Origin of the sequence: Microbacterium sp. SY138 (assembly GCF_039729145.1) — a bacterium.
In the GTDB taxonomy this organism is placed as follows: domain Bacteria; phylum Actinomycetota; class Actinomycetes; order Actinomycetales; family Microbacteriaceae; genus Microbacterium; species Microbacterium maritypicum_A.
In genome coordinates this window covers 1,380,216-1,402,674 of sequence record NZ_CP155793.1, presented here as the reverse complement: position 1 = coordinate 1,402,674, position 22,459 = coordinate 1,380,216, and the positions used below count along the sequence as shown (strand labels likewise).

General features: G+C 67.6%; 22 protein-coding genes and 1 tRNA gene. 3 read left to right on the top strand and 20 right to left on the bottom strand.

What is annotated here, in order from left to right; all coding sequences use genetic code 11:
* Positions 1 to 30 precede the first annotated feature (30 nt).
* From ABDC25_RS06630 to trxA, 9 genes are all read right to left on the bottom strand, one after another.
* Positions 31 to 231, bottom strand: a complete 201-nt coding sequence (locus tag ABDC25_RS06630; RefSeq protein WP_347125506.1) for a helix-turn-helix domain-containing protein — start codon at positions 229 to 231, stop codon at positions 31 to 33.
* Between the two features lie 123 nt (positions 232 to 354).
* The gene (locus tag ABDC25_RS06625) at positions 355 to 675 is read right to left on the bottom strand and encodes a hypothetical protein (RefSeq protein ID WP_347125504.1); all 321 of its coding nucleotides are present in this window, start codon (positions 673 to 675) and stop codon (positions 355 to 357) included.
* Positions 676 to 831: 156 nt separating this feature from the next.
* On the bottom strand, positions 832 to 4,380 hold the full coding sequence (gene mobF / locus ABDC25_RS06620; protein WP_347125957.1) for a MobF family relaxase: 3,549 nt from the start codon (positions 4,378 to 4,380) through the stop codon (positions 832 to 834).
* 98 nt (positions 4,381 to 4,478) lie between these two features.
* Positions 4,479 to 5,357: a hypothetical protein gene (locus ABDC25_RS06615; protein WP_347125502.1), complete on the bottom strand. Its 879-nt coding sequence runs from the start codon at positions 5,355 to 5,357 to the stop codon at positions 4,479 to 4,481.
* A gap of 558 nt (positions 5,358 to 5,915) precedes the next feature.
* Positions 5,916 to 6,506: a carboxymuconolactone decarboxylase family protein gene (locus ABDC25_RS06610; RefSeq protein ID WP_347125500.1), complete on the bottom strand. Its 591-nt coding sequence runs from the start codon at positions 6,504 to 6,506 to the stop codon at positions 5,916 to 5,918.
* Complete coding sequence (locus tag ABDC25_RS06605; protein WP_347125498.1) at positions 6,460 to 6,804, bottom strand: metalloregulator ArsR/SmtB family transcription factor; 345 nt, start codon at positions 6,802 to 6,804, stop codon at positions 6,460 to 6,462. The genes ABDC25_RS06610 and ABDC25_RS06605 overlap by 47 nt, the downstream gene beginning before the upstream one ends.
* Positions 6,805 to 7,491: 687 nt before the next feature.
* Positions 7,492 to 8,163 carry a hypothetical protein gene (locus ABDC25_RS06600; RefSeq protein ID WP_347125496.1) on the bottom strand — a complete coding sequence of 224 codons (672 nt, stop codon included), beginning with the start codon at positions 8,161 to 8,163 and terminating at the stop codon, positions 7,492 to 7,494.
* Positions 8,164 to 8,179: 16 nt separating this feature from the next.
* Positions 8,180 to 8,500 carry an iron-sulfur cluster assembly protein gene (locus ABDC25_RS06595; RefSeq protein WP_347125494.1) on the bottom strand — a complete coding sequence of 107 codons (321 nt, stop codon included), beginning with the start codon at positions 8,498 to 8,500 and terminating at the stop codon, positions 8,180 to 8,182.
* Positions 8,501 to 8,508: 8 nt separating this feature from the next.
* Positions 8,509 to 8,832 carry a thioredoxin gene (gene trxA, locus ABDC25_RS06590; protein WP_347125955.1) on the bottom strand — a complete coding sequence of 108 codons (324 nt, stop codon included), beginning with the start codon at positions 8,830 to 8,832 and terminating at the stop codon, positions 8,509 to 8,511.
* Positions 8,833 to 9,009: 177 nt separating this feature from the next.
* Between trxA and ABDC25_RS06585 the strand changes: the two genes are divergently transcribed.
* The 3 genes from ABDC25_RS06585 (at position 9,010) to ABDC25_RS06575 (ending at position 11,038) form a co-directional block, all read left to right on the top strand.
* A complete protein-coding gene (locus ABDC25_RS06585) occupies positions 9,010 to 9,444 on the top strand; it encodes a DUF6153 family protein (protein WP_347125492.1) in 435 nt (144 codons plus the stop codon).
* An 86-nt stretch (positions 9,445 to 9,530) separates the two neighbouring features.
* Positions 9,531 to 10,145: a DUF305 domain-containing protein gene (locus ABDC25_RS06580; RefSeq protein ID WP_347125953.1), complete on the top strand. Its 615-nt coding sequence runs from the start codon at positions 9,531 to 9,533 to the stop codon at positions 10,143 to 10,145.
* 59 nt (positions 10,146 to 10,204) lie between these two features.
* Positions 10,205 to 11,038, top strand: a complete 834-nt coding sequence (locus ABDC25_RS06575) for a F510_1955 family glycosylhydrolase (RefSeq protein WP_347125490.1) — start codon at positions 10,205 to 10,207, stop codon at positions 11,036 to 11,038.
* Positions 11,039 to 11,068: 30 nt separating this feature from the next.
* On the opposite strand, the gene ABDC25_RS06570 is transcribed toward ABDC25_RS06575, so the two are convergent.
* From ABDC25_RS06570 to ABDC25_RS06520, 11 genes are all read right to left on the bottom strand, one after another.
* Positions 11,069 to 11,142: transfer RNA gene (locus ABDC25_RS06570), tRNA-Cys, on the bottom strand.
* Positions 11,143 to 11,199: 57 nt separating this feature from the next.
* Entirely contained in the window at positions 11,200 to 11,514 is a 315-nt protein-coding gene (locus tag ABDC25_RS06565) for a metal-sensitive transcriptional regulator (protein WP_347125488.1), read from the bottom strand.
* 15 nt (positions 11,515 to 11,529) lie between these two features.
* Positions 11,530 to 13,716, bottom strand: coding sequence for a heavy metal translocating P-type ATPase (locus ABDC25_RS06560; RefSeq protein WP_347125486.1), 2,187 nt, complete (start codon positions 13,714 to 13,716; stop codon positions 11,530 to 11,532).
* Positions 13,717 to 13,741: 25 nt separating this feature from the next.
* Positions 13,742 to 14,941, bottom strand: coding sequence for an NAD(P)/FAD-dependent oxidoreductase (locus tag ABDC25_RS06555; RefSeq protein ID WP_347125484.1), 1,200 nt, complete (start codon positions 14,939 to 14,941; stop codon positions 13,742 to 13,744).
* A 56-nt stretch (positions 14,942 to 14,997) separates the two neighbouring features.
* Entirely contained in the window at positions 14,998 to 15,210 is a 213-nt protein-coding gene (locus tag ABDC25_RS06550; protein WP_347125483.1) for a YHS domain-containing protein, read from the bottom strand.
* A 331-nt stretch (positions 15,211 to 15,541) separates the two neighbouring features.
* On the bottom strand, positions 15,542 to 17,062 hold the full coding sequence (locus ABDC25_RS06545) for a multicopper oxidase family protein (RefSeq protein WP_347125481.1): 1,521 nt from the start codon (positions 17,060 to 17,062) through the stop codon (positions 15,542 to 15,544).
* On the bottom strand, positions 17,059 to 18,306 hold the full coding sequence (locus tag ABDC25_RS06540) for an MFS transporter (RefSeq protein ID WP_347125479.1): 1,248 nt from the start codon (positions 18,304 to 18,306) through the stop codon (positions 17,059 to 17,061). The genes ABDC25_RS06545 and ABDC25_RS06540 overlap by 4 nt, the downstream gene beginning before the upstream one ends.
* A complete protein-coding gene (locus ABDC25_RS06535; protein WP_347125477.1) occupies positions 18,303 to 19,448 on the bottom strand; it encodes an NAD(P)/FAD-dependent oxidoreductase in 1,146 nt (381 codons plus the stop codon). The genes ABDC25_RS06540 and ABDC25_RS06535 overlap by 4 nt, the downstream gene beginning before the upstream one ends.
* A gap of 59 nt (positions 19,449 to 19,507) precedes the next feature.
* Positions 19,508 to 19,798, bottom strand: coding sequence for a metal-sensitive transcriptional regulator (locus ABDC25_RS06530; protein WP_347125475.1), 291 nt, complete (start codon positions 19,796 to 19,798; stop codon positions 19,508 to 19,510).
* Between the two features lie 58 nt (positions 19,799 to 19,856).
* Positions 19,857 to 20,099, bottom strand: a complete 243-nt coding sequence (locus ABDC25_RS06525) for a YHS domain-containing protein (protein ID WP_347125473.1) — start codon at positions 20,097 to 20,099, stop codon at positions 19,857 to 19,859.
* A gap of 53 nt (positions 20,100 to 20,152) precedes the next feature.
* Positions 20,153 to 22,426, bottom strand: a complete 2,274-nt coding sequence (locus tag ABDC25_RS06520) for a heavy metal translocating P-type ATPase (RefSeq protein ID WP_347125471.1) — start codon at positions 22,424 to 22,426, stop codon at positions 20,153 to 20,155.
* Between the last annotated feature and the right edge of the window lie 33 nt (positions 22,427 to 22,459).

Sequence of the window (22,459 nt, the reverse complement as noted above, 5' to 3'; positions counted from 1 at the left end):
CCGATCTCGGTCGTGTCGAAGCTCTGCACCTTACTCATCCACGATCCCCGCCTTAGGTTCGCTCGACCCTCGGACATAGTCCAGGACGTCGCGCTTCGGGAAGCGCCAAGCTCGTCCAACCTTCTCGCCTGGCAACTTGCCGGAACGCACAAGGGAGAGAACCGTCTTGGTGCTGACGCGAAGGAGCGCGGCAGCTTCCTCCGTAGTCAGGACTTCGTGATCTTCCGCCATCTTCCGGCTCTCTCCTCTTTTGGGACGTAAGTTCACGCTACCAGCGGTGCACCGCGCATGACCAGGCACACGCCGCTCCTCGATGCCGTACCGCGTGATCTGGACTCAAGGACGCCGTCTCGATCACGACCCCGCCCGAACGCCGCGCCACTCCTTTACCCTCGCGTGCAGCAGCCGGAGGACGCTGGCGGGTCCGTTCAGGGTCAACTTGACCGAGTTCCACGCGCACAGCAGCACTACGAGGTTGAGCCATCGGGGGCCGCCGGCTTCGATGGTCGTGACGCACCAGTAGGCGGCGAGCAGGTACGGGATCGCGAGGAGCATCGCGGGGATACCCCAGCGCAGGCCGCGGCGGGTGCGGGTGGCGGCGATGAGGAGGTTCGTGGGCGCGTAGCTGAGGATGTCGCGGGTGCGGACGCTGGCCGCCCAGATGAGCCGGAACACGGGCATAGTCCTTCCAGGGGTTCGGCGACAAGAACCTGAAAGGACCGCCCAGCGTGCGGGGTGGTCATACCGTCGCGGGGAGCGACAGCGCCAATATAGAGGCCGCCTCGTCCTCCACTGTAGAACGGTGGCCTGACATCGGGAAGGGCACCGGGCTCACAGCGCGCGGCGGACCGGCTCTCGTTCCGGCCTACGCTGCGGCTCCTCCCCTGCTCCCCGTGCGAGGCTGCGTGCCCGGTCGAGGGCGGCCTTGGCCCGGGCGGCGTCGATCTTCTCCGCGTCGTTCTCGGACGGGGTTCCGAGCGGAGTGGGATCGGTGATGCCGTAGCGGTCGCGGTAGGCGACGACGGTGCGGGCAAGTCGCCGCCAGGTCGCTTCGGTCTTGGCATCCTTCGGCGGGGCGCCAAGCGCATTCGTCCAGGTCTGCTTCTCGGTGAGCGCGGTATCGAGGAGCGCGTCGGCGCGGGTCTCGATGAGGTCGCGTCGTTCGGTGAGCGCCTGCCGGAACTCGCTGCTCACGGTGCCGGTGGCTTCGGGGATGAGTCCAGTGATCAGGCGGGGTGCCTTGCGGGCGCGGCCGGACCCCGCTGGCCTCGCTGTGGCTCGGGAGACGCGGTAGTGGAGGACGGCGGCGATGTCGTCGGCGTCGGTGAACCCGCGCGCCCGCACGAGGCGCGGCAGCAGCGTTTCGATGTCGTGGTGGTTGGCCTCGGCGCGGCGGAGCTCGGCGGTCAGCGCCCCGAACGTTGGGGATGCGATCGCGTCCTCGGCCTCCTCCTCGGTGAGACCGGACGCGCGGACGAGGAGCGCCCACCTGTCGCGTTGCGCGGCTGCCGCCAGCGTCTCGTACTCGGCCGCGAGCTGGCCGATGTTCGCCCAAGCGTCCTGTTCGGCGGTGATGGTCTCGTGGGCGGAGAGCTCGGCACCGACGTGCTGGAGCACCCCGAACAGCACCGACCGGGCGGTGGCCTCGGTGTTGTCGCCAGGATGCGGGCCGTCGTGGGAGTCGTCAGGCTTGTCGGTCACGACGTAGGCGCGGTTCGTCTCCCGTCCGCGGGTGAGCGCCACGTACAGGTTCTCCCTGGTCATGCTCGCGTCCGCGAGCACATGCGAGGTGTCCACCGTGATGCCTTGGGCCCGGTAGGAGGTGACGGCGTAGCCGAGGTCGAGGTGTTCGGCCACATACGCGGCGGGGAGCACAACCGAGGCTCCCCACTTGCGGTCGGCGCGGCGGAGGGTGAGGGAGCCGTCGTCGCGGACCTCGGTGACCGTCCAGCGGTCGCCGTTGCGGACCCAGCCGCGGCCGGCGCGCAGGCGGCGGTCGTTGTGCCGGGTGATGACCGAATCCCCGACGGCGGCGCGCGTGCCGTCCAGCAGCGCTACCTCGCGGCGAGCGTCCACGGTGCCGTCGAGGATCAGGTCCGTGCGAGCGCGCTGGTTAAGCGCCTGGATGGATTCGTTCGAGTCGGTGACCAGCACCGTCGCCCGTCCGGCCTGCCTGTCGGCTTGCCACGCAATGTAGGCGGCGTCGACCATCGTCTCCATCTCGCCGCCCTGGATGCGGTCGTGCTCTATGTAGGTGTCGATGACCTCGGTACGCCCGTGCCGGAGCCCGAGGGACGCGGTCTTCTCCCATATGTTCGTGAAGCGGTGGATGTCGACCAGTTCGGGGGCGTCGCCGCGGTCGTGGATGAGGAGGGAGAAGGCGCCGCCGGCGTCGACGGACTGGAGCTGTGCGTAGTCCCCAACCAGCAGCACTTTCGCCCCGGCCTCGGAGGCGAGACGGGCGATGCGGTCGAGGGACAGGGTTCCCGCCAGCGACGCCTCGTCCACGATGACGAGCTGCCCCTTGCGGAATGTTTCTCCCTGGACGAGGTGGTTCTGCCACCACTTCGCGGTGTTCTCCGTCTGGATGCGGAGGTCATCGGCGAGCACCTGCGCTGCGACCGCAGATGGCGCCAGTCCGACCACGGACCCGCGGCCGTGCTCGTGCTCCCAGGCCCGCCGCAGAGCGTTCATGGCGGTGGTCTTGCCCGCCCCGGCGGGGCCGACCAGGACATCGACGATGCGCCCAGACACCGCGACGGATGCGAGCGCAGCGGTTTGCTCCTCGCCGAGCACCCGCCCCTGCCGGTCGGGGCGGGCCGCGATCCGCTCCACGGTTTCCAGCGGCACCGTGGGAGCGGTCGTCGTGCGGGCGCGCTCGAGGAGGCGGTCTTCGGCGGCGAGCAAGAGTTCGGAGGAGAACACCGTCGAGTGCTTCGGGCGGAACACGCTCGTGCCGTCCGGGCGGCGGAACGCCACCGGGCTTGACGTGAGTTCCGGTGGGGTCAGCCGCAGTGAGGCGGCTTCGGCGGCGTCCATCACCAGCCCGACGATCGCCTCCCGATCCGTGGTGGACGCGAAGCGGTAGCCCATCGTCTGCCGGGCCGCCTCGGCGGTGAGGTTCCACCGCCTCCAGGTGGACCGCTTCTCGCCGACCGTCTCGACCACGCTCTGCCCGAGGGAAGCAATCACATCCAGCGGGACGTCGTCGGCGCGTAGCAGCAACGGCGCCTCCTTCGTGGTGACGCGCCGCGCCCACGCGGTCGCATCCCGCCCGAGCAGGCGGCCGGCTCGCTGCCGCCATTCGGCGGTCAGGTCGGCGAGGGACCGGACCTGCTTCTCGGGCCTCGTGATGAGGGTGGCTTGGGCGCGGAGCTTGAGGATCGTCGCCGTCGACGGTTGCCGGCCGTGCTTCTCGACGTACTCCGCGATGAGGCGGTTCTTCTCCATGTCGATGTGCCGGGAGCGGGAGGAGAACTCCGCCACCAGCTGCTCCGGCACCGTCGTCACCGCCCAGGCGGGGTTGCGGTCTCGCCCCATGTCGCGGGCCTCCCACTCCACGCCGAAGGCGCGTGTCAGGTGGTCGGCGAACACTGCCTCGTGCAGCTCGGAGAGCGCGACCGTGGCGGCGTGCATCGGGCGCCCGTCGAGGGAGCGCCATTTTCCGTCGAGGACGGTCTGCACCTTGTTCGAGATGACGACGTGCGTGTGCAAGTGTGGGTCACCCGCGCGGGAGTCGTAGTGGTCGAACGCTGTGGCGATCAGACCGCGGACATCGACTTGTGCAACGGCGCCGTTGCGGGCGGTTGCGCCGGTGCGGGTGGCTGCGACCTCCCGCTCCATGAACGCAACCACCTCCGCAACCGCCGCATGATGCGCATCCGCGATCAACGCCTGCGTCCCCGCATCCGCAACCGCCCACAACACGCTCGCGGACTTCGGGACCGAGAACGTGAAGTCGTACCCGGCGACGGCGCGACGCGTCCCGCGCGCTCGTTCTTCTGCCTCGATCTGCGCTACCGCCTCGGCGCGACTGACCGGTCCGAGCACCGGGTCGAGCGCGGCGGTACGCTCCTCGACACGCCCAGCCACAGTCTTGTAGGCAGGATACGCAAGGCCCAGTGGGTCGCCCGTGACCGGGTTCCGGCCCATACCGACGAGGAGCTGAAGCTGGGACTCAGAGACCTGATCGTCGACCTGGATCGCGCTGCCGAGCGCAGCGACGCCCGCGCCGAGCCAGTGACCCGGCGGACTGCCTTCCTCGGCGTAGTAGCGCGTGAACGGTGTCGAAAGCGATCGGTCGCCGTCACCGGCCGCGACGCTGCGCAGCAGGTACCTGTATCCGTCGCCTGCCGACATGACGCGCATCGATACCGTCATGATGAGCAGGTGGGGCCATGTCTCCCGCAGCATCGACTTGCAGTCCGAAGGTCACCACTCGCGCGAGGGCCGGAGGGTGGTCACCTTGAGGCGGTTCGCTAATCTCCCCAGTATTCGAGGTCATAGGTCAGGCACCACTGGTAGCTCTCATTGCTCAAAGCAGACTCGATCGCTTCATACAGGTCCGGCATCAGGTAGCCGAACACCTCGTCCATGGCATAGGCGGTGTCGTGGAACTCAACGAGTTGAACGTACGCTTTGTCCTCACTGTCCCAAGGCATCCCCGCGTTGTCTAGAGAAGTGAAAGTCATGTGGAATCGGTCGAGCATCTGCTCGATAGCGGCGTCCCAACCTCCGGTGAAGCCGCCCGCCCACTGAGGTCGACCACCATCAGGAGATACCCATGGCAGGCCGACGGAAATCTCATCCAGAATGGCTGTCGCTCCCGCTTCGCTAGACACGATCATGGAGACGTCGCCGAGCTCGAACTCCAGGTCGCCTCGCACACGCCATTCGCGTTCCCATCGCCAGTCGTTCGGACGCTTGCTCTGGCGGTTGCGGACGCCATCAATGTATGGAGTCAGTTGCCAGATCGGCGCGTCTGGCATGTCTTCTGCGTCATCCATCGCGGCGCGAAGCGCTTGCCACTGCGGCGAGGGGTCGCTGAGATACCAGACAGGTTGAGCGTCCAACTTCATGCGCAACCTCTCCTTATCGAAGACGATTCCCCACGGACGCCGCGAAGTCATACGTCCAAGCTCGTGCAGCGGCGTCTCAGTGAGACAAACCGACTGGTGAAGGTGCTGGACGCCTGAGTAGTACCTCCCGGCGCCGAAAGGTGCACGGGCCTCGATCGTGCCCGTTGTCAGTATCGAGATCAGGTCGTCCTCCGAGCGCGTGAGATGCACCAACCAGCGCGACAGATCGGAGGCTTCGCCATGTTGCGCTGTCCCCTGCCATTCGGGCTTGACGTTCATTGGCCCCTCCTCTTGAAGCCCCAGGGTACCCGCGCGCTTCCTCCGCGCTCTGGCGCCTCGCTTACATACAGCATCGTCTTCTTGCGGACGACGAGGGCCGTGAGACCTCGACCTGCAAGACGCGTGGTAGCTCGAAGGCGGTACAGGGACTAGCGAGCAGCCAGAGCGAAATCGAGCATGCCCTCATCGTTCAGAACGCGAAGAGCTTGCGCCGATACCTAACGAAGAACTGGACAATTCGACGGCGCCCACCAAAGACGAGGCCGGACCCCGGCCACAGCATGTGTGGTCGCGCTGGAACTAACAGCACACGATGCGCTTCGCTCCCACCTCGCGCTCGGTTGGGAATCAACACCGACGACATCGCGAGCCCTTGGCAGGCTGCACTGGCCTCTGGTGCCCGATTCTGAGCGGGCGGGATACTGCCATTTCTGGAGGTAATCGTCGCGCCGGGCGCCTGGAAAGTTCCCGTGGCGTTCGGCACCCCGCGTTCGGCTCTTGTGGCGAGCAGAAACGACTAGCACCGGCGCCGGGGGGAGTTCTCGGAAGCGCGGGACGCTACTCGCCTGGAGTAAGGCCGGCGACGAGATTGAACGCGCCGGTGAGGATGTTGAGAGAGACCACCCCGACTACATCGGCGATCTCACGATCGCTGTATCCAAGCTGGCGAAGCCGGTCGATCTGGACGTCCGTGATGGCGGCCGGAGCGCGATAGATGTGGAGTCCGAGTTCGATCATGCCCGCAATCGCGGGGTCGTTCGAGCGCCCCTGTTGTGCGAGCTGGATCTCTTCCTCGCGCACGCCGAGCGACCTTGCGCTGCTGATGTGGGATTCGAGGCATAGCCCGCAACCTTGCTGCGCTTGCACCGCGATCGAGATGAGCTCGCTCGTCTTCCGATCCAGTTTGGCGCGCCGCATCGCCTTACTGAGCTGCAAGTAACCGCCGAGCACCGCCGGGGAATGGGCCATGGTGGACACCATGTCCCCGACGGCGCCATGCCGACTAACGAGGTCGCCGAGCAGATCACGAGAGGCGCCGATGGCGGTCTCGGGAGTCAAGCGGGACAGACGAGGCATGGGATCCTCCTTCGTCATCACCCGGCTATCGAATCCGGCCGAGATCGTGGATGCCGTCACGATCTTGCGCATGGAAGATCGCATTCGACGCCAGCGCACCGGCATGCTCGTTCGCCAGGCGGTAGAAGTCACGGCGTCCTTCCTGCTGGCATGCGATGATGCCGACGGATTCGAGAGCGACAAGTTCCCCGCTGACCTGTTCGAGGGAGAGGTCGGCGATGTCGGCAAGCAGACCCCCGGACATCTCGCCATCTTGCAGCGCGAGCACAATCTTGACGCGAACGGGCGAGGCTAGAAGAGCGAAGACCGCAACGGCGGCGTCGAGATATGGCGTTTCATAGTTGACGTTCTCGTGCTGTCCCTGCCTCATGATAGCCATCATACCCCGTACCCGTAGGGAGTAGTAGCGTGATAGCTCGATCTACTCTCCTGTGAGCGTCTCACGCACCACCCGATGACCGTTCGATCTGGTCATCGCGAAGCCCCTGGCGACTCCAGAGAGGTTCATTCAGCAATGACTGTCGGGTCGATGCAGAGGAAGCGACCATCCACGCGTTCCACTCCGCGGCGGATTCGGCGGGGCGCTTCCTTCGAGCATGGCGGCGATGAACAAGGCTCCGACGAACACCTCACAGGCAAGCTCATCGTGGGGCGTCTGGAGGCGGTTCAGAGTTGCCGCCAAGCTCGGAGCGGGACCGCTCACGCCCGTTTGGGCCCTGATGGAACTCGCACCGCTGGCGCAAAGGACTGCGCCGACATCGCTGTGTGCAAGATCGGCGAGGGTGAGCTGCACGGCATTGATTGCCGGGTATAACAGGAGCCGAGCGAATGCTCTCGGCGATGGTGGCCAGGGTTTCGGCGCGCCGGGCGACCAGGGCGATGTTCCACCCTTCCGCCGCATACTTGGGGGCCATGGCTTGTCCGGTACCAGGACCGGCTCCGAGGATGAGGAGCGTGTGGGTCATCGTATTCCTAGTGAGTCAGGAGCCTGCTGGTGCAGCGGGCGAAGATCCTCACTCTCTACCCCTGGGGTAAGTAGTGAGGTTGGAGAATTTGTTCAGCGTGATTGCGGGCCGGTCCGGCGCACCTCTGTGAGCCCTGCGACGACCGGGCCCCGGTACAGAAGATGTCCGCGTCGGAGGCTTATCCGCGTCCATCGGCCTGCGCGCCACACCAATGCACTCTCGGTCGGCACGCCGACGAAGCCGAAGGCTACGGCAGCGAATGCGACGCCACGGGGAAGGTCTGCGAGCTCCTTCTCGGGCTGCCCCCAGATCCGGGCGCGCACCTTGCCGACGATGTCCCTTCCGGGATTGTAGGGGAGCGCTTGGGCGACTTCAGCATTGCCTGCCTGCGCGACGCGGCTCAAGGTGGCCGCGTTGACCGTCCCGGTCTGCGACCATCCCCCTCGAGGGATCTCCACGCTCGCCCATCCGCGCGCGACAGACACCTCCGGAAGGCGCAGGGCGACAGGGTCAAGGGTCTCGGTAAGCGACTCGACCGTGAGGTCGCAGACCAACTCGGGGTCTGTGCGGAGCACACGGAGCGCGAGCACCATCGGAGTCGAATCCAGCAGCCCCTGCGGGGCCAGTGCAGCCGCGGACATCACCAGCGTCCCTCGTGCCGCCTGCAGTCGGACGGCTTCGTCCCCTACATGCGCTGCGCGCTCGGCGAAAACGAGCGCATCCCGAGCCGACTGGGCATCGGCCAGGATCAGCTGTTCGGTCATCTCACTCCTGTCATCATCAGGCGGTGCGCGGGGAGACCCGGTAGCCGACCGCGAGTAGCATGTCGCGGCCTTCTGCCGTGACGAGTCCTTCATGCCAGCGAGGGGACCAGGCCCAGTCGATGCGGTACTCCACGCCAAGGTGCGCCAGATGAAAGTCGATCTCCCGTTCGATGGTGTCGGTGAGTGGGCACTCGGGGGTGGTCAGCGTGAGGGTCAGCGCGTACGCTCCGTCTTCGCGCCGCTCGACCCCGTACACCAGCCCGAGGTTCACGATGTCGACCTCGAGCTCGGGATCGAAGACGTAGGTGAGCGCGTCCCAGACCGCCTGCGTTGTCACGCGGCCGCTCAGATGATGCCGCTGAGCTTGTCCTCGAGCGCCGGCTTGGGCATGGCGCCGACGATCTGGCGAATCACCGTGCCATTCTGGAACACCTTCAGCGCCGGGATCGAGGTGATCTGGTACTTCTCCGCGAGGGCGGGGTTCTCGTCGACGTTCAGCTTCGCGATCCGTAGCCTGCCGTCCTGCTCGGCAGCGATCTGATCAAGGATCGGCGCCAGTGCACGGCACGGCCCGCACCAGGCAGCCCAGAAATCTACGAGCACGGGGATGTCGCTTTGGAGCACGATCTCGTCGAAGGTCTGCTCAGTGACGATGACGGGCTGACTCATAATGATTCCTTCCTGCGCGGCGATCCCGCTGTAGGTCATGGACCGGATGGCCCACCATCCACAACACACTACCCCCTAGGGGTATTCCCGCCGTCATCACAGCAGCCGCTACTCGGTGACATTGATCACCCTTCGTTTACCGTGCGGGGGTACGGTACTAGCGTTAGGCTAGGAGGGATGATCAGCCTGTCCGCGCTGCGTACCCGGCTACCGCGATCGACGCGGTGGCTGCTCGTGGTGTGCTTCTCCGTCGCGATCATCGTCGGGTTGCTGGGCATGCACACCCTGGCCTCCTCCCACGCGCCTGCGATGTCGTCGACGACGGCCGAGATGGCCGGCAGTGCGGTGTCGGAGGGTCATCATGGTGCCGCGTCTGCCCCGGCGGAGCACTCGGAGCATGCGTGTGCGACGTGCAGTCCAGAGGGCGGTCACGACGCGCTGATGGTGATGTGCGTGCTGGCGCTGCTGGCGACGGTGCTGTTCCTGCTGGTCCCCCGGCTGATCGGCCTATCCCCGCACGGACGGGCCGTGTGGTGGTCTGTGGTGTTCGTGGCCCGGCCGGCTCCGAGCCGCCCGCCCTCACTGCGGGAGTTGTCGATCAGTCGGACGTGAACGCGCCTGACCCCGCCGTCCGGTGGGGTTCCTGCTGTGCCCGTTCGCGGGCGTTCACGTACATCCAAGAGAAGGACTGATTGATGATGATGAAGAAGAAGCTCCGCACCGCAGCACTCGTCGCCGTTCCGCTGGCGACGGCCCTGTTCCTGGCCGGGTGCGCCGACAACGGCGGCTCGATGCCGGGCATGGATCACGGCGACGGGTCCTCGTCGGCGCCGTCGGAGTCCGCAGAGACGGACTTCAACATGGCCGATTCGATGTTCGCGATGATGATGATCCCCCACCACCAGCAGGCGGTGGAGATGAGCGACATGATCCTCGCCAAGAGCGACGTCGACCAGCAGGTGCTGGATCTGGCGCAGCAGATCAAGGATGCGCAGCAGCCCGAGATCGACACGATGCAGGGCTGGCTCGATGACTGGGGCATGTCCGCCGACGATATGGACATGGGCGACATGGACCACGGCGGCGGGATGATGTCTGAGGAGGACATGGCGCAGCTGGAGGCCGCGACCGGCACCGAGGCTGCCAGGATGTTCCTCGAGCAGATGATCGAGCACCACAAGGGCGCGATCGAGATGGCCGAGACCGAGCTGGCCGACGGGAAGAACCCGGACGCGAAGGAACTGGCCCAGGCGGTAGTGGACACGCAGTCCGCGGAGATCACCACCATGGAAGATCTGCTCGCTCAGCTCTGAGGCACCCCGGTGGGGCGTCACCGTCTGGTGGCGCCCCACCCTGATCGTGGAGGGTGCATATGCACGTCCGTTTCAAGACGGCGGCCGTGATCGCCGCCGTCATGTCCGTGCCTGTCGTGTTGGCGGGGTGCGCGAGCACGCCCGCGTCGACAGGGGAAGAACACACCGAGCTATCCACGCATGTGCACGCGGTGGTCGTGGCCCCAGAGACGGGGCAGCTGCTGCTGGGCACCCACGAGGGCATCTACGAAGTGTCCGAATCGGGTGAGCTCGGCGGCCGGGTCAGCATCGCCGACTTCGACGCGATGGGGCTGACGGCGACGTCGCAGGGCCTGATCGCGTCCGGGCACCCGGGCCCGCAGACCCCCGAAGAGTGGGGAGCACCGAACCTGGGAGTGATCCGCAGTGTCGACGGCGGCGCGAACTGGGAACCCGTCGCGTTCACCGGAGAGAAAGACTTCCATGCGCTCACCGCGGGCGCCGATGACACCGTGTACGGGTTAGCGACCGACGACACCGACCTGTTGCGCAGCGTCGATGCCGGCGCCACCTGGACACCGACGGGCGCACAGGTGCCGGCGGTCAGTTTGACCGCGGATGCCAGCGGCCGGGTAGTCGCGGCGACCGCGGACGGGGTGACCGTGAGCACCGACCGAGGCGCGTCGTTCTCGGCATGGCCGGATGCGCCGCTGCTGTACACGCTAGGAGCGTCCCCGGATCGCAAGCGGCTGGTCGGGGTCGGCACCGATGACCGGATCTGGGTGATCGGGTCCGGGGAGGACCAGTGGCAGGAAGCGGGCACGGTGCACGAGCAGGCGCAGGCGGTGGGGATCGACGCGGACGGCCGGGTCGTCGTGGTCGACGCCAGCGGCATCACCGTGCTCCCCCAGTAGCGGGGGCCGCACGGCGGCTGCGGTGACGGGTGGAGGTGCCTACGGGAGTCGAACCCGTCTGGGCGGCTTTGCAGGCCGCTGCCTCGCCGCTCGGCCAAGGCACCAGGTTCCCGCCCGACGCGGGGCGGGGGAGGCCGGACGGGTCGTCCGTCTGGTCCGGGTTAGGACCGGACCAGACGGGCGATCGCGTCGCTGGCTTCCTTGATCTTCTGCTCGGCCTGGTCGCCGTCCATCCGTGCTGCGTCGATCACACAGTGCTTGAGGTGATCGTCGAGCAGCCCGATCGCGACGGCCTGCAGGGCGCTGGTGAGAGCGCTGATCTGGGTGAGGATGTCGATGCAGTACTTCTCGTCATCGACCATTTTCGAGATCCCGCGCGCCTGACCTTCGATGCGCTTGAGTCGGTTGAGGTACTTGTCTTTGTCGGTGATGTACCCGTGTTGGGCATGGGTGGTGTCGGCAGTGGGATTGGACATCTCGGTTCCTCTAGTTCATTGTTCGAGCACCGCACGGGTGCTGGCCTCGGGTGTGAGGTCGATGCGGCGCAGCAGCTGGGCGTTCAGGGCGACCACGACAGTGGACAACGACATCAGGATCGCACCGACCGACATCGGCAGGACGAACCCGATCGGAGCCAGCACGCCGGCGGCGAGCGGCACCGAGATCAGGTTGTAGCCTGCAGCCCACCACAGATTCTGCTTCATCTTCCCGTACGCCGCGCGGGACAGCTGGATCACCGACAGCACCGACCGGGGGTCGGAGCTGGCCAGGATCACCCCGGCGGAGGCGATCGCGACGTCCGTGCCGGCACCGATCGCGATGCCGACGTCGGCCTGCGCCAGAGCGGGGGCGTCGTTGACGCCGTCACCGACCATGGCGACCTTTCGGCCTTCCTTCTGCAGCTCGGCGACCTTGCTGGACTTGTCCTCGGGACGCACGTGCGCGAACACCCGGTCGATGCCCAGCTCGCTGCCGACGGCGTTCGCAACGGCTTCGGCGTCACCGGTGATCATGACCACCTGAACGCCCAGCTTGTGCAGCGCCTCGACGGCTTCGCGGGACTCGGGACGGATCTCGTCGGCGAGCTTGAGCCCACCGATGACCTTCCCGTCACGGGTGACGTGCAGGATGATCGCGCCCTCACCACGCCAGCTGTCAGCCTGGTCGACCTCACGGGCGCCGACCTCCTCGAGCAGGCGCGGACCGCCGACCCGGATCTCCGCACCGTCGACGGTGGCCGTGACGCCCACCGCGGGCGAGGAGGTGAACCCGGTCGCCTTGGGAAGGGTGAGGTTCTTCTCCTGCGCGGCACGGACGATGGCCTTCGCGAGCGGGTGCTCACTGTCGGCCTCGGCCGCCGCGGCGATCGCGAGCACCTGGTCAGCGTCCAGGTCACCGACCGGCTCCACGGCAGAGACGGTGGGCTCACCCTTCGTGAGGGTGCCGGTCTTGTCGAACAGGACGGTGTCGACGGTGCGCATGCTCTCCAGCGCGAGCCGGTCCTTCACCAGCACCCCGCCGCGGGCGGCCCGCTCGGTTGCAATGGACACCACCAGCGGGATCGCCAGGCCCAACGCATGGGGGCAGGCGATCACCAGGACGGTGATAGTGCGGACGACGGCTTCATCGGGGCTGCCGACGAGGGTCCACACCACCGCGGTGATGGCGGCGGCGATCAGTGCGAACCAGAACAGCAGGGCCGCGGCACGGTCTGCGATCCGCTGCGCGCGGGAGGAGGAGTTCTGCGCCTCGGTGACCAGCCGCTGGATGCCGGCGAGGGTGGTCTCATCGCCGGTGGCGGTGACCTCCACGCGCAGACCGGAGTCGGTGGCGACGGTGCCGGCGGTGACCGGGTCGCCGGTGCCGCGGGCGACCGGGCGGGACTCGCCGGTGACCATGGACTCGTCCATGTCGGCGCGCCCGTCGACGATCTTCCCGTCGGCGGGGACGCTGCCGCCGGGGCGGACCACGACGACATCACCGACGGCCAGGTCGGCGGGTGAGATCTTGACGATCTGGTCTCCTTCGACCCGCTCGGCCTCATCGGGCAGCAGCGCGGCCAGGGTGTCCAGGGCGGAGCTGGTCTGGGCGAGGGAGCGCATCTCGATCCAGTGGCCGAGCAGCATGATCACGATCAGCAGTGCCAGCTCCCACCAGAACTCGAGCTCGTGGTGCAGCAGCCCCAGCGTTGCGCCCCAGGACGCGAAGAACGCGACCGTGATCGCCAGGCCGATCAGCAGCATCATGCCGGGCTTGCGGGAGCGCAGCTCGCTGACCGCTCCGGTCAGGAACGGCCACCCGCCCCACACGTACATGACGGTGCCGAGCACCGGGGCGATGAACCGGGCCCAGCCGGGGACCTCGTAGCCGAGGATCATCGCGAACATCGGGGAGAACGCCACCACGGGGACGGCGATGATCAGGTTGATCCAGAACAGCCGCCGGAACTGGCCAACGTGGTCGCCGTGCCCGGCGTGACCGCCATGGCCTCCCCCGTGGCCGGAGTGGTCCGCCTGGCCGCCGTGCCCGGCGTGCTCGCCGTGGCTGGGCTGCACGTCGTGCCCGGCGTGGGTGTCGTGCTGCGTGGGCGGCTCCGGGGTGTGGTCGCCGTGCTCGCCGGTGGCGGTGGCGGCCTTGCCGGTGGGGTGGGTGTTGTGGTGTGCGTGCGGGTCGGTCATCAGTTCACTTCCCTGTGCCTAGCGGCTATTTCGAGTCTGCCGTACCGGTCCCCGTGGAGGCGAGGGCCCCCGCGTCGGTCGCGGTCGAGGTGTACAGCTTGGGCATCCAGCCGAAAACGGCGGGCGCGGCGTCCAAGCCGAGGACACCGACAGGGACCGCGCCATGCTGGCGGATGACCACCAGCGGCTCAGAACTGTCGATGTGGGTGTCGGTCCGTGTATCGGTCAGTCCGGCCCCGGCGATCATTGCACCGTGGACGGTGGCGGTGAACGGGGCGCGAGGCTGGTAGCTGCCGGGCTGCTCCCCCGCGCCGATGTCAGCGAGGAGAGTGCGGGCGGCGTGCTCGCCCTGCGCGGCCGCGTCCGACCAGTGGTCGATGCGCCACACGCCCAGCGTGGAGTCATCGTGCACAGCGACCCCTCCAGCGGCGTAAACGCCCGGGAGTGCGGTGCGCAGGCTGTCATCTACGTCTACGCCCGCGTTCCATGGTGCAGGGGCAGTAGGTTCAGTGCCATGGGCGACGATAAGCAGGTCGGAGGGCAACACGGTCCCATCGTCGAGGGTGACCTCGATACCGTCCGCTGTGTCGCGGATCGTTGTGATCGCACGGCCGAAGGCGGTGTCGAGGACAGCCTGGTGTGCTTCGGCGAGGCGCTGCGCGAGCTCTTCGCCGAAAACGGTCGTGCCTGGGAGCTCAGCCCGCGCGATCAAAGTGACCTGGTGGTCGCGCTCACGAAGCAGGCTCGCGGTCTCGGCGGCGACCAGACCCGCGCCAGAGATCACGACTCGCGCCGGGCGGCCCAGATCTGCGAGGAAGTCGCGGACCGCGATCGCATCGTCGAGCGAATGCAGCGTGGTGATGCGTCCCGGCTGGACGTGCCCGGTAGCTCCCCCGAGTCCGTCGCCAAGCAGGCGAGGTGCGCTGCCGGTCGCGATGACCAACGCGTCATATTCCTCGATTCGTCCCGAGGCGAGCCGGACGATGCGGGCATCCGTATCGACCTCGACCGCTGTGTCGGCAACAACCTCCGCCCCTGGCATGGCCGCCTGCTCCGGCGTGAGCAATCCGATCGCGACGCCCTTGTTCACGAGGGTGCGGTTGTACGGGGTCTCGGCCGTCCGCCCGATTAGAGTCACAGTCACCGCATCCGAACCGGCGAGAATCCGTACGGCGGATGTGCCTGCGGCGCCAGCGCCGAGGACGACGACTTTCTGGGGGGTCATTAGGCTCCTTGAGGATTGTGTGCGGGACCCGGGGACACGCTGTTCTCGGGTCAGAATCAGGCGGCCCGGATGTACTTCTCCGGATCGGCGTCGAACAGGGGCGGGCAAGCAGAACAGCAGAACCAGTACCGTTCGCCGTCATAGTCTCGGTAAAGTCCCTGCGCCTCGGCGACGCTCTTGCTGACAGTGCTGCCCGTCATCACCGGACAGATGACGATATCGTCGGAGGGCGTACCTGCAGGCGCCTCATGGTGGTGTTCGTGATTCATGGCGATGATCCCTTGTCCGTTGTTGTCTCACCGAGAGGAGCAGCCCCTCGGCCAGTGGCGACGCTCAGCCCCTGACACCACCATCGTATACCCCGTATGGGTATGACAACAGTGAGTTCTGATCTTCTATTCCTGGTTGCCAGTCTCGACGCGGATCTTCATCGGGATCTCGACGTTGAGGCCGTCCTGCGAACGGTTGTCGACGACGGGGGTGGTACGCCGCGGCGCGATCCCATCAGCAGAGCCGAACCAGATTGTGGCGTCGGGGGTCGGGGCAGGTTCACGTTGATCGAGAGCACTGTCAGATGCTGCCTCGTGTGACGTTGCCGGTTCAGTCGCGGTAAGCGAGGACGGTCATCATCCCGGCTTCACCATGGTAGATGTTGTGGCAGTGGGTCATCCATCGACCGGGGTTGTCGGCGTCGAACTCTAGGTTGAGGGTCTGCCCGGGCAGCACAATGGACGTGTCCTTGCGGGGCCCGCCGCCGGTGTGCTGGTAGGCATGCCCGTGCAGGTGGAATGGGTGCCACATGTCGGTGTCGTTGGTGACGGTGAGTCGGACGCGCTCCCCCGCGACGATCGCGTGGGCGTCGCGAAGGGGGTCGTTCATATCGAACCGCTTGCCGTTGAAACCCCAGTCATACTTCGCCATGCTGCCGGTGAGGATCAGCTCGATGGTGCGGTCGGTGGCACGGCGGTCGAGCTGGGCATCTGAGGCGGCGGCGAAGAGCTCTGCGGTGGCCACCTGGCGCCCCTCCCCCAGTTCGGGGATCTCGACATCGACGGCCGGCGCCTGCCCGCCCCCGGTGCGGACGATGGCGAAGGCGCGTTCGCGTTTACCTTCCGCCTCAGCGATGAACGGGAACACTCCGTCGCTGAGGGTAACGATCACGTCGTAGCGTTCGCCCATGCCGATGAGCACGCTGTCAACTTCGAGCGGGTCGACGGGGTATCCGTCGGTGTGGGTGACGGTGAGCCGGTGCTCGCCGAGCGCGACGCGGAACGCGGTGTCTCCGCCCGCGTTGATCAGGCGGATGCGGACCCGGGTTCCGGGGGCGCCGGTGAACTGGGCGGGGTCGCCGGTGGGTTTGCCGTTGATCAGGTAGTGCGGGTAGTAGACGTCGCCGGCGTCACCGCCGAGCAGGTCGGAGTCGGCACCCATCAGCATGTTCCCCATCCGCATGAACATGTCCTCCATCCCGCCCATGTCCCCCATCCCCTTACGCAGCTCCTCGAGCACCTCGTCAGGGGTGGCGGTGACCCCGTCGAGCCAATCGTCGAGGATGATGACCCACTCGTCGTCGTAGCGGAGCGGTTCGTTCGGGTCCTCGACGATGAGCGCACCATACAGCCCACTGTCCAGCTGCGCGCCGACGTGCGGGTGGAACCAGTGCGTGCCCGGATCGGGGGCGATGAACTCGTACCGGAAGGAGTCGCCCGCGGCGATGGGCTGTTGGGTGAGCGGCGGGACGCCGTCCATGTCGTTGCGCAGCGCGAGCCCGTGCCAGTGCACGGACGTGTCGAAGGGGAGGTCGTTGCGGACGGTGGCTTGCAGGGTGTCGCCGGCACGGACGCGGAGTACGGGGCCGGGGATACTGCCGTAGGAGAACGTGGAGGCCGACGTCCCTGCCAGGTCCAGGGTCGCGGCCGCAGCGGTCAGGCTCGCGGTGACGACGCGGCCGGTGCTACGCCGGTCTTTCTCCGTGCGGTCGACGGCGGGCCCAGTGGGCGGCACCCACGTGGGGGTCGGGGTGCAGGAAGCGAGAGCGGCGACGGCAACGGCACCCACCCCGAGGGAGAGGAAGCCTCGCCTGGTCACCAGTAGCGGTGGGCGGGAGGTGGGAGTTGTCATGTTCTCACGGTTCCTTTCTGTTGAGGAGACACAGATGTCGAAGCGGCACCGGCACGGTCGGTCAGCCGTAGCCGGGCGACGGTGGCGGTGATGCTCAGCAGCACGACCACCGCGCCGAGCGCGATCGCGGCACCGGGGAGGGTGAGCAGGGGCACGAGGAGTCCGGCCAGCACGGTGGGGACGGACATGGCGAGGTAGGAGATCGTGTAGATGACCGCCATGACTCTCGCTCGCTGCTCGGGATCCACGTGCGGCAGCAGAGTACGCATCGCGCCCATGAAGGCGGTGCCGAAGCCCGCCCCGACGATCGCGACGCTGGCCAGGTAGCCGGGGAAGCTGTGCACAGACAGGGCGAGCACGCTGAACAGTGCGCCCAGACCTAGGGAGACCGTGCCGAACAGGCTGATGCGTCGCGGGCGGGAGCGGTGCAGCAGGAGCGCCGCGGCGACGCCGGCCGCGGCCAGCACGAGGATCGATAGGGCTTCCTCGACGTGGGTATGAGCCGCGAACTGAGTGGAGATGATCACCGGGCCCAGCGCGAGAAACATCCCGTTGGTGACCCATCCAGCGATCACGGCCGGGACGACGGAGACGAGGACGCGTCTCGTCGAGGCGGGCAGTCGCTTTCGCCGGGCCAAGGTAGGGCGCTCATCACGCAGCGGCGCGTGGTGCGGTTCCGGGATGGTCCCGGCGGTTCCGGCGATCAAGACGAACAGGGCGGCCAAGACCAGGAAGACGGTGCCGGCATCGATGCCCTGCAGATCAAGTAGTCCGGCCGCGGAGATCGCTCCGATGCCGAGCCCCGCCATCGGAGCGGCGGTGTTGGCCAGTGCGGCGGCCCCCGGTCGTCCGGCGGGTTCGAAGTCCACCATCATCGCGTTCAGGGCGGGGATGAGCAGTCCTGCCGCGAGCCCCTGTAGCGCGCGGGCGGTGAGCAGTTTGGTGAAGGAGTCGGCTGCCCAGAACAGCAGCAGGCTGGCGGCGAGCAGGAGGGCTCCGACGATCAGGACGCGGCGGCGGCCGAATCGGTCGGACGCGGATCCGAGCACGAGGAGTGCGATCAGGAGGGGGATGGCGTAGATCGCGAAGATGACGGTGGCGGCGACCGGCGGCAGTTGCAGGTCCTGGATGAGCTGAGGGTAGAAGGGAGAGGGTGCGGATGCCGCGGCCATCAGCAACACGGTGCCGGTGACGCTGAGACAGAAGCCGCCGCGTGCGCGGCTGGTCCGGGTGGGTGCGTTCATGCCGCCACCACGTGCAGCCGTGCCGAATTCTGATGCACCGCGGTGACCTGATCGATCCCGGTGACGCCGACGATCGTGTCGCCCGCCATGTGCATGACAAGGGTGTCCTCGAAGCGGGTGTGCTCGTTCGTGGTGGTGGTGTAGCCGATGCCGGAGATCACCGTGCCGTGGATCAGCGCGCCGTATGAGCTGCGCGGTCGGTACGGGCCGGGGTCGTCGCTGTCGAGGTGGTCGTGCAGCAGGGCGGCCGCCGCGTGGGCGCCCTGCGCGGCTGCGTCGGCCCAGTGGTCGATTCGCCAGGTGCCGAGGTGGTCGTCATGATGCGTCACGGCAGCGCCCGCGGCGTAGATGCCTGGTGTACCCGAGCGCAGGTGGTCGTCGACGTCGACTCCGCGGGTGAACGGGTGGGGTGCGGTCGGGAGGGCCCCCAGCGCGATGATGAGCAGGTCCGCTGAGAGGGTGGTGGTGTCGTCCAGGGTGATTCCCAGCAAGGGCCCGCGGTCGTGGAGCGCGGTGATGGTGCGTCCGAGGAAGGTCGTGACGCGCCCGCGGTGCGTGTCCGCGATGCGGGCGGCGAGGAGGGTGCCGAATGCGGCCTGTCCGGGAATGCGGGCACGGCTGATCAGGGCGGCGTGGTGTCCCGCCTCGCGGAGAGCGGAGACGGTCTCCGCGCCGGTGAATCCGCCCCCGTAGACCGCGACACGTTTCGGGCCAGGCCGGTGCGTAAGGATGTTCCGGATTCTGTCGGCGTCGTCCAGGGTGTGCAGGGTGAGAGTTCTCGGGGTGACGGCGGGATCATCGACGCCGGGGAGGGCGGGATCCAGCGGGCGGGGGTGGCTGCCGGTGGCCACAATGAGTGAGTCGAACGACAACTGAGCTCCCGTGCTCAGCTGTACCGTACGGGTGCACCGGTCGACACTGGTGACTGTGTCGCGGACGACAGTGATCTCGGGCAGGTGCGCCTGGATGCTCTCCGCGAGGGTAGGGCCGAAGGCGATGCCTGTGATGTGCATGCGGATGTAGGGAGTCTCATCGGTGCGAGCAACGAGGGTGACGGCAACACCGCCGCGTCGCGAGAGGACCTGTGCGGCGGCGACACCTGCGGCCCCGGCGCCGAGGATGACGACCTGGTGGACGGTCATGGGTACAGCTCGCTTCCGCTGAGAGGGGTCGGGGTCGCAGGGCTGCGAACGAGACGTGGTCAGGGCTGGATCAGCCGGGCGATAGCCACGGACATCGCCGTGATTGTCAGCTCGTCATCGAGGGTGCCGGTGGCTTTTGCGTGGCGGAGGTGGTCGTCGAGGAGGCTGAGCGCCACACCTTGCAGTGCGCGTTTGCTGGCGGAGATCTGGGTGAGGGTGTCGATGCAGGGGCGTTCCTGGTCGATCATGCGGGTGATGCCGCGGATCTGTCCCTCGAGGCGGCGGAGTCGGTTGCGGTAGGTGCGCGGGTCGGTGATGTAGCCGTCCGCGGCGGGTGTGGGGATGGTCATTGGTGGGGTGTCCGTGTCCCGGGCCCACACGACGGTGGTGTGGGCCCGGGAGTGAGGATCAGGCCATGGCGGCGGCGTACTTGGCCGGGTCCGCGTCGAACGCGGGACCGCAACCGGCGCAGCAGAAGTAGTACCGCTCGCCCTCGTAGTCGCGGAACAGGCCGGCGGCCTCGGCGGTGGCCTTGTTGACGGGGGTGCCGGTCATGACCGGGCAGGTCGTCATGTCAGCGCCGGTGGTGCCGTCGAGGAGGTTCTCGCGTCCGCCGGGGGCGGGGGCGCTGGTGCTGCAACAGCTGGTCATGGGTGGGTGTTCCTTTCGTGTGGTGATGGAGTGCGCTGGCGGGAATTGCCCGGTCAGCGCGCGATGCTCTTGAATCCGCGCAGACGCAGGCTGTTGCCAACGACGAACACGCTGGACAGGGCCATGGCGGCCCCGGCGAGCATCGGGTTGAGGAGGCCGAGAGCGGCGACCGGGATCGCAGCCGTGTTGTAGGCGAACGCCCAGAACAGGTTGGTCTTGATCGTGCCCAGGGTCTTGCGGGACAGGCGAATCGCGTCGGCGGCGCTGCGCAGGTCGCCGCGGACCAGGGTGATGTCGGATGCTTCGATCGCGACATCGGTGCCGGTACCCATCGCCAATCCCAGGTCGGCCTGCGCCAGGGCCGGGGCGTCGTTGACGCCGTCTCCGACCATCGCGACGACCTTGCCCTCGCCCTGCAGGCGGGTGACGACATCGACCTTGTCCTTGGGCATGACCTCGGCGATGACCTGGTCGATCCCGACCTCCGCGGCGATCTGGCGGGCGACCGCCTCGTTGTCGCCGGTGAGCAGCACCGGGGTCAGGCCCAGCGCCTTGAGCTGGGCGATGGCCTCCTTGCTGGTCGGCTTGACGGTGTCAGCGACGACGAGGATGCCGCGCGCGGCCCCGTCCCATCCGACGGCGACGACAGTCTTGCCCTCGCTCTCGGCCTGCGCCTTCGCGAACGCGACCTCGGAACTCAACTGCTGCGACCACTCGGCCAGCAGCGACTCCCGGCCCACGAGCAGCGCGTGCCCGTCGACGACACCCTGGACGCCCTTGCCTTCCAGGTTGGTGAACCCCTCCACGGCCGGCAGGGTGCCGGTCTCCTGGGTGGCGCCCTTGGCGATCGCCTGCGCGATGGGGTGCTCGGAGGCATCCTCGAGCGCGCCCGCGAGGCGCAGCAGCTCGTCGCGGTTCACACCGGGTTCGGTGACCACGTCGACCAGGGTCATCTTGCCGGTGGTGACGGTGCCGGTCTTGTCCAGCACCACGGTGTCAACCTTGCGGGTGGACTCCAGCACCTCCGGGCCCTTGATCAGGATGCCCATCTGCGCGCCACGGCCGGTGCCGACCAGCAGCGCGGTCGGGGTCGCAAGACCCAGAGCGCAAGGGCACGCGATCACGAGGACGGCGACGGCGGCGGTGAACGCGGCGGAGATCGGGAAGCCCGCACCCCACCAGGCGCCCAGCGCGATCACCGCGATGAGGATCGCGATCGGCACGAACACACCGGAGATCCTGTCAGCCAGGCGCTGCACCTCGGCCTTGCCGGTCTGGGCGTCCTCGACGAGCTTGGCCATCTGAGCCAGCTGCGTGTCGGAACCCACCCGGGTAGCGCGGATGACCAGGCGTCCGCCCGCGTTCACGGTGGCGCCGGTAACCGGGTCACCCTCGCCGACCTCGACCGGCACGGATTCGCCGGTGAGCATGGACGCGTCCACCGCGGAGGTGCCGGAGACGACGACACCGTCGGTGGCGATCTTCTCGCCCGGGCGGACGACGAACTCGTCCCCGACCTGCAGCTCGTCGACGGAGATCTTCGTCTCCACCCCATCGCGCAGGACCGCGACCTCCTTCGCGCCGAGCTCGAGCAGCGCGCGCAGCGCCGCCCCAGCCTGCCGCTTGGACCGCTTCTCGAAGTAGCGGCCGGCGAGGATGAACATCGTCACCCCGGCGGCGACCTCGAGGTAGATGTTCGCCGCCCCGTCAGAGGGCGCGAGAGTCAGCTCGAACGGGTGCGTCATCCCGGGGACGCCGGCGGTGCCGAAGAACAGGGCGTACAGCGACCACAGGAACGCCGCGGTGGTGCCCATCGAGATGAGCGTGTCCATCGTCGCCGCACCGTGGCGGAGGTTCGCCCAGGCGGCCTTGTGGAACGGGAACGCCGCCCACACGATCACCGGCGCGGCCAGCGCCAATGACGCCCACTGCCAGTAGGTGAACTGCAGCGCGGGGACCATCGCCATCGCGATGACCGGGACGCTGAGGATGATCGAGACGATCAGCCGGTTGCGCAGGCTGGTCAGCTCCGGGTCCGCGTCGTCCGCGTCCCCACCCTGGGTGGTGTCGTTCTTGGTCTTCTTCGGGGCCGGGAGCGCGGCGCTGTAGCCGGTCTTCTCGACCTCGGCGATCAGCAGCGCCGGGTCGTACCCGGCGGGCACGGTGACCTTCGCCTTCTCGGTGGCGTAGTTCACCGTCGCGGCGACGCCGTCGAGCTTGTTCAGCTTCTTCTCGATCCGCATCGCGCAGGAGGCGCAGGTCATCCCGCCGATCTGGAGTTCGACTGCGGAGTCCGCGGTCGAGCCTGCGGGGGCTGTGGTGCTCATGGTGTTCCTTCTTCTCTCAGATCACCGCGGGGC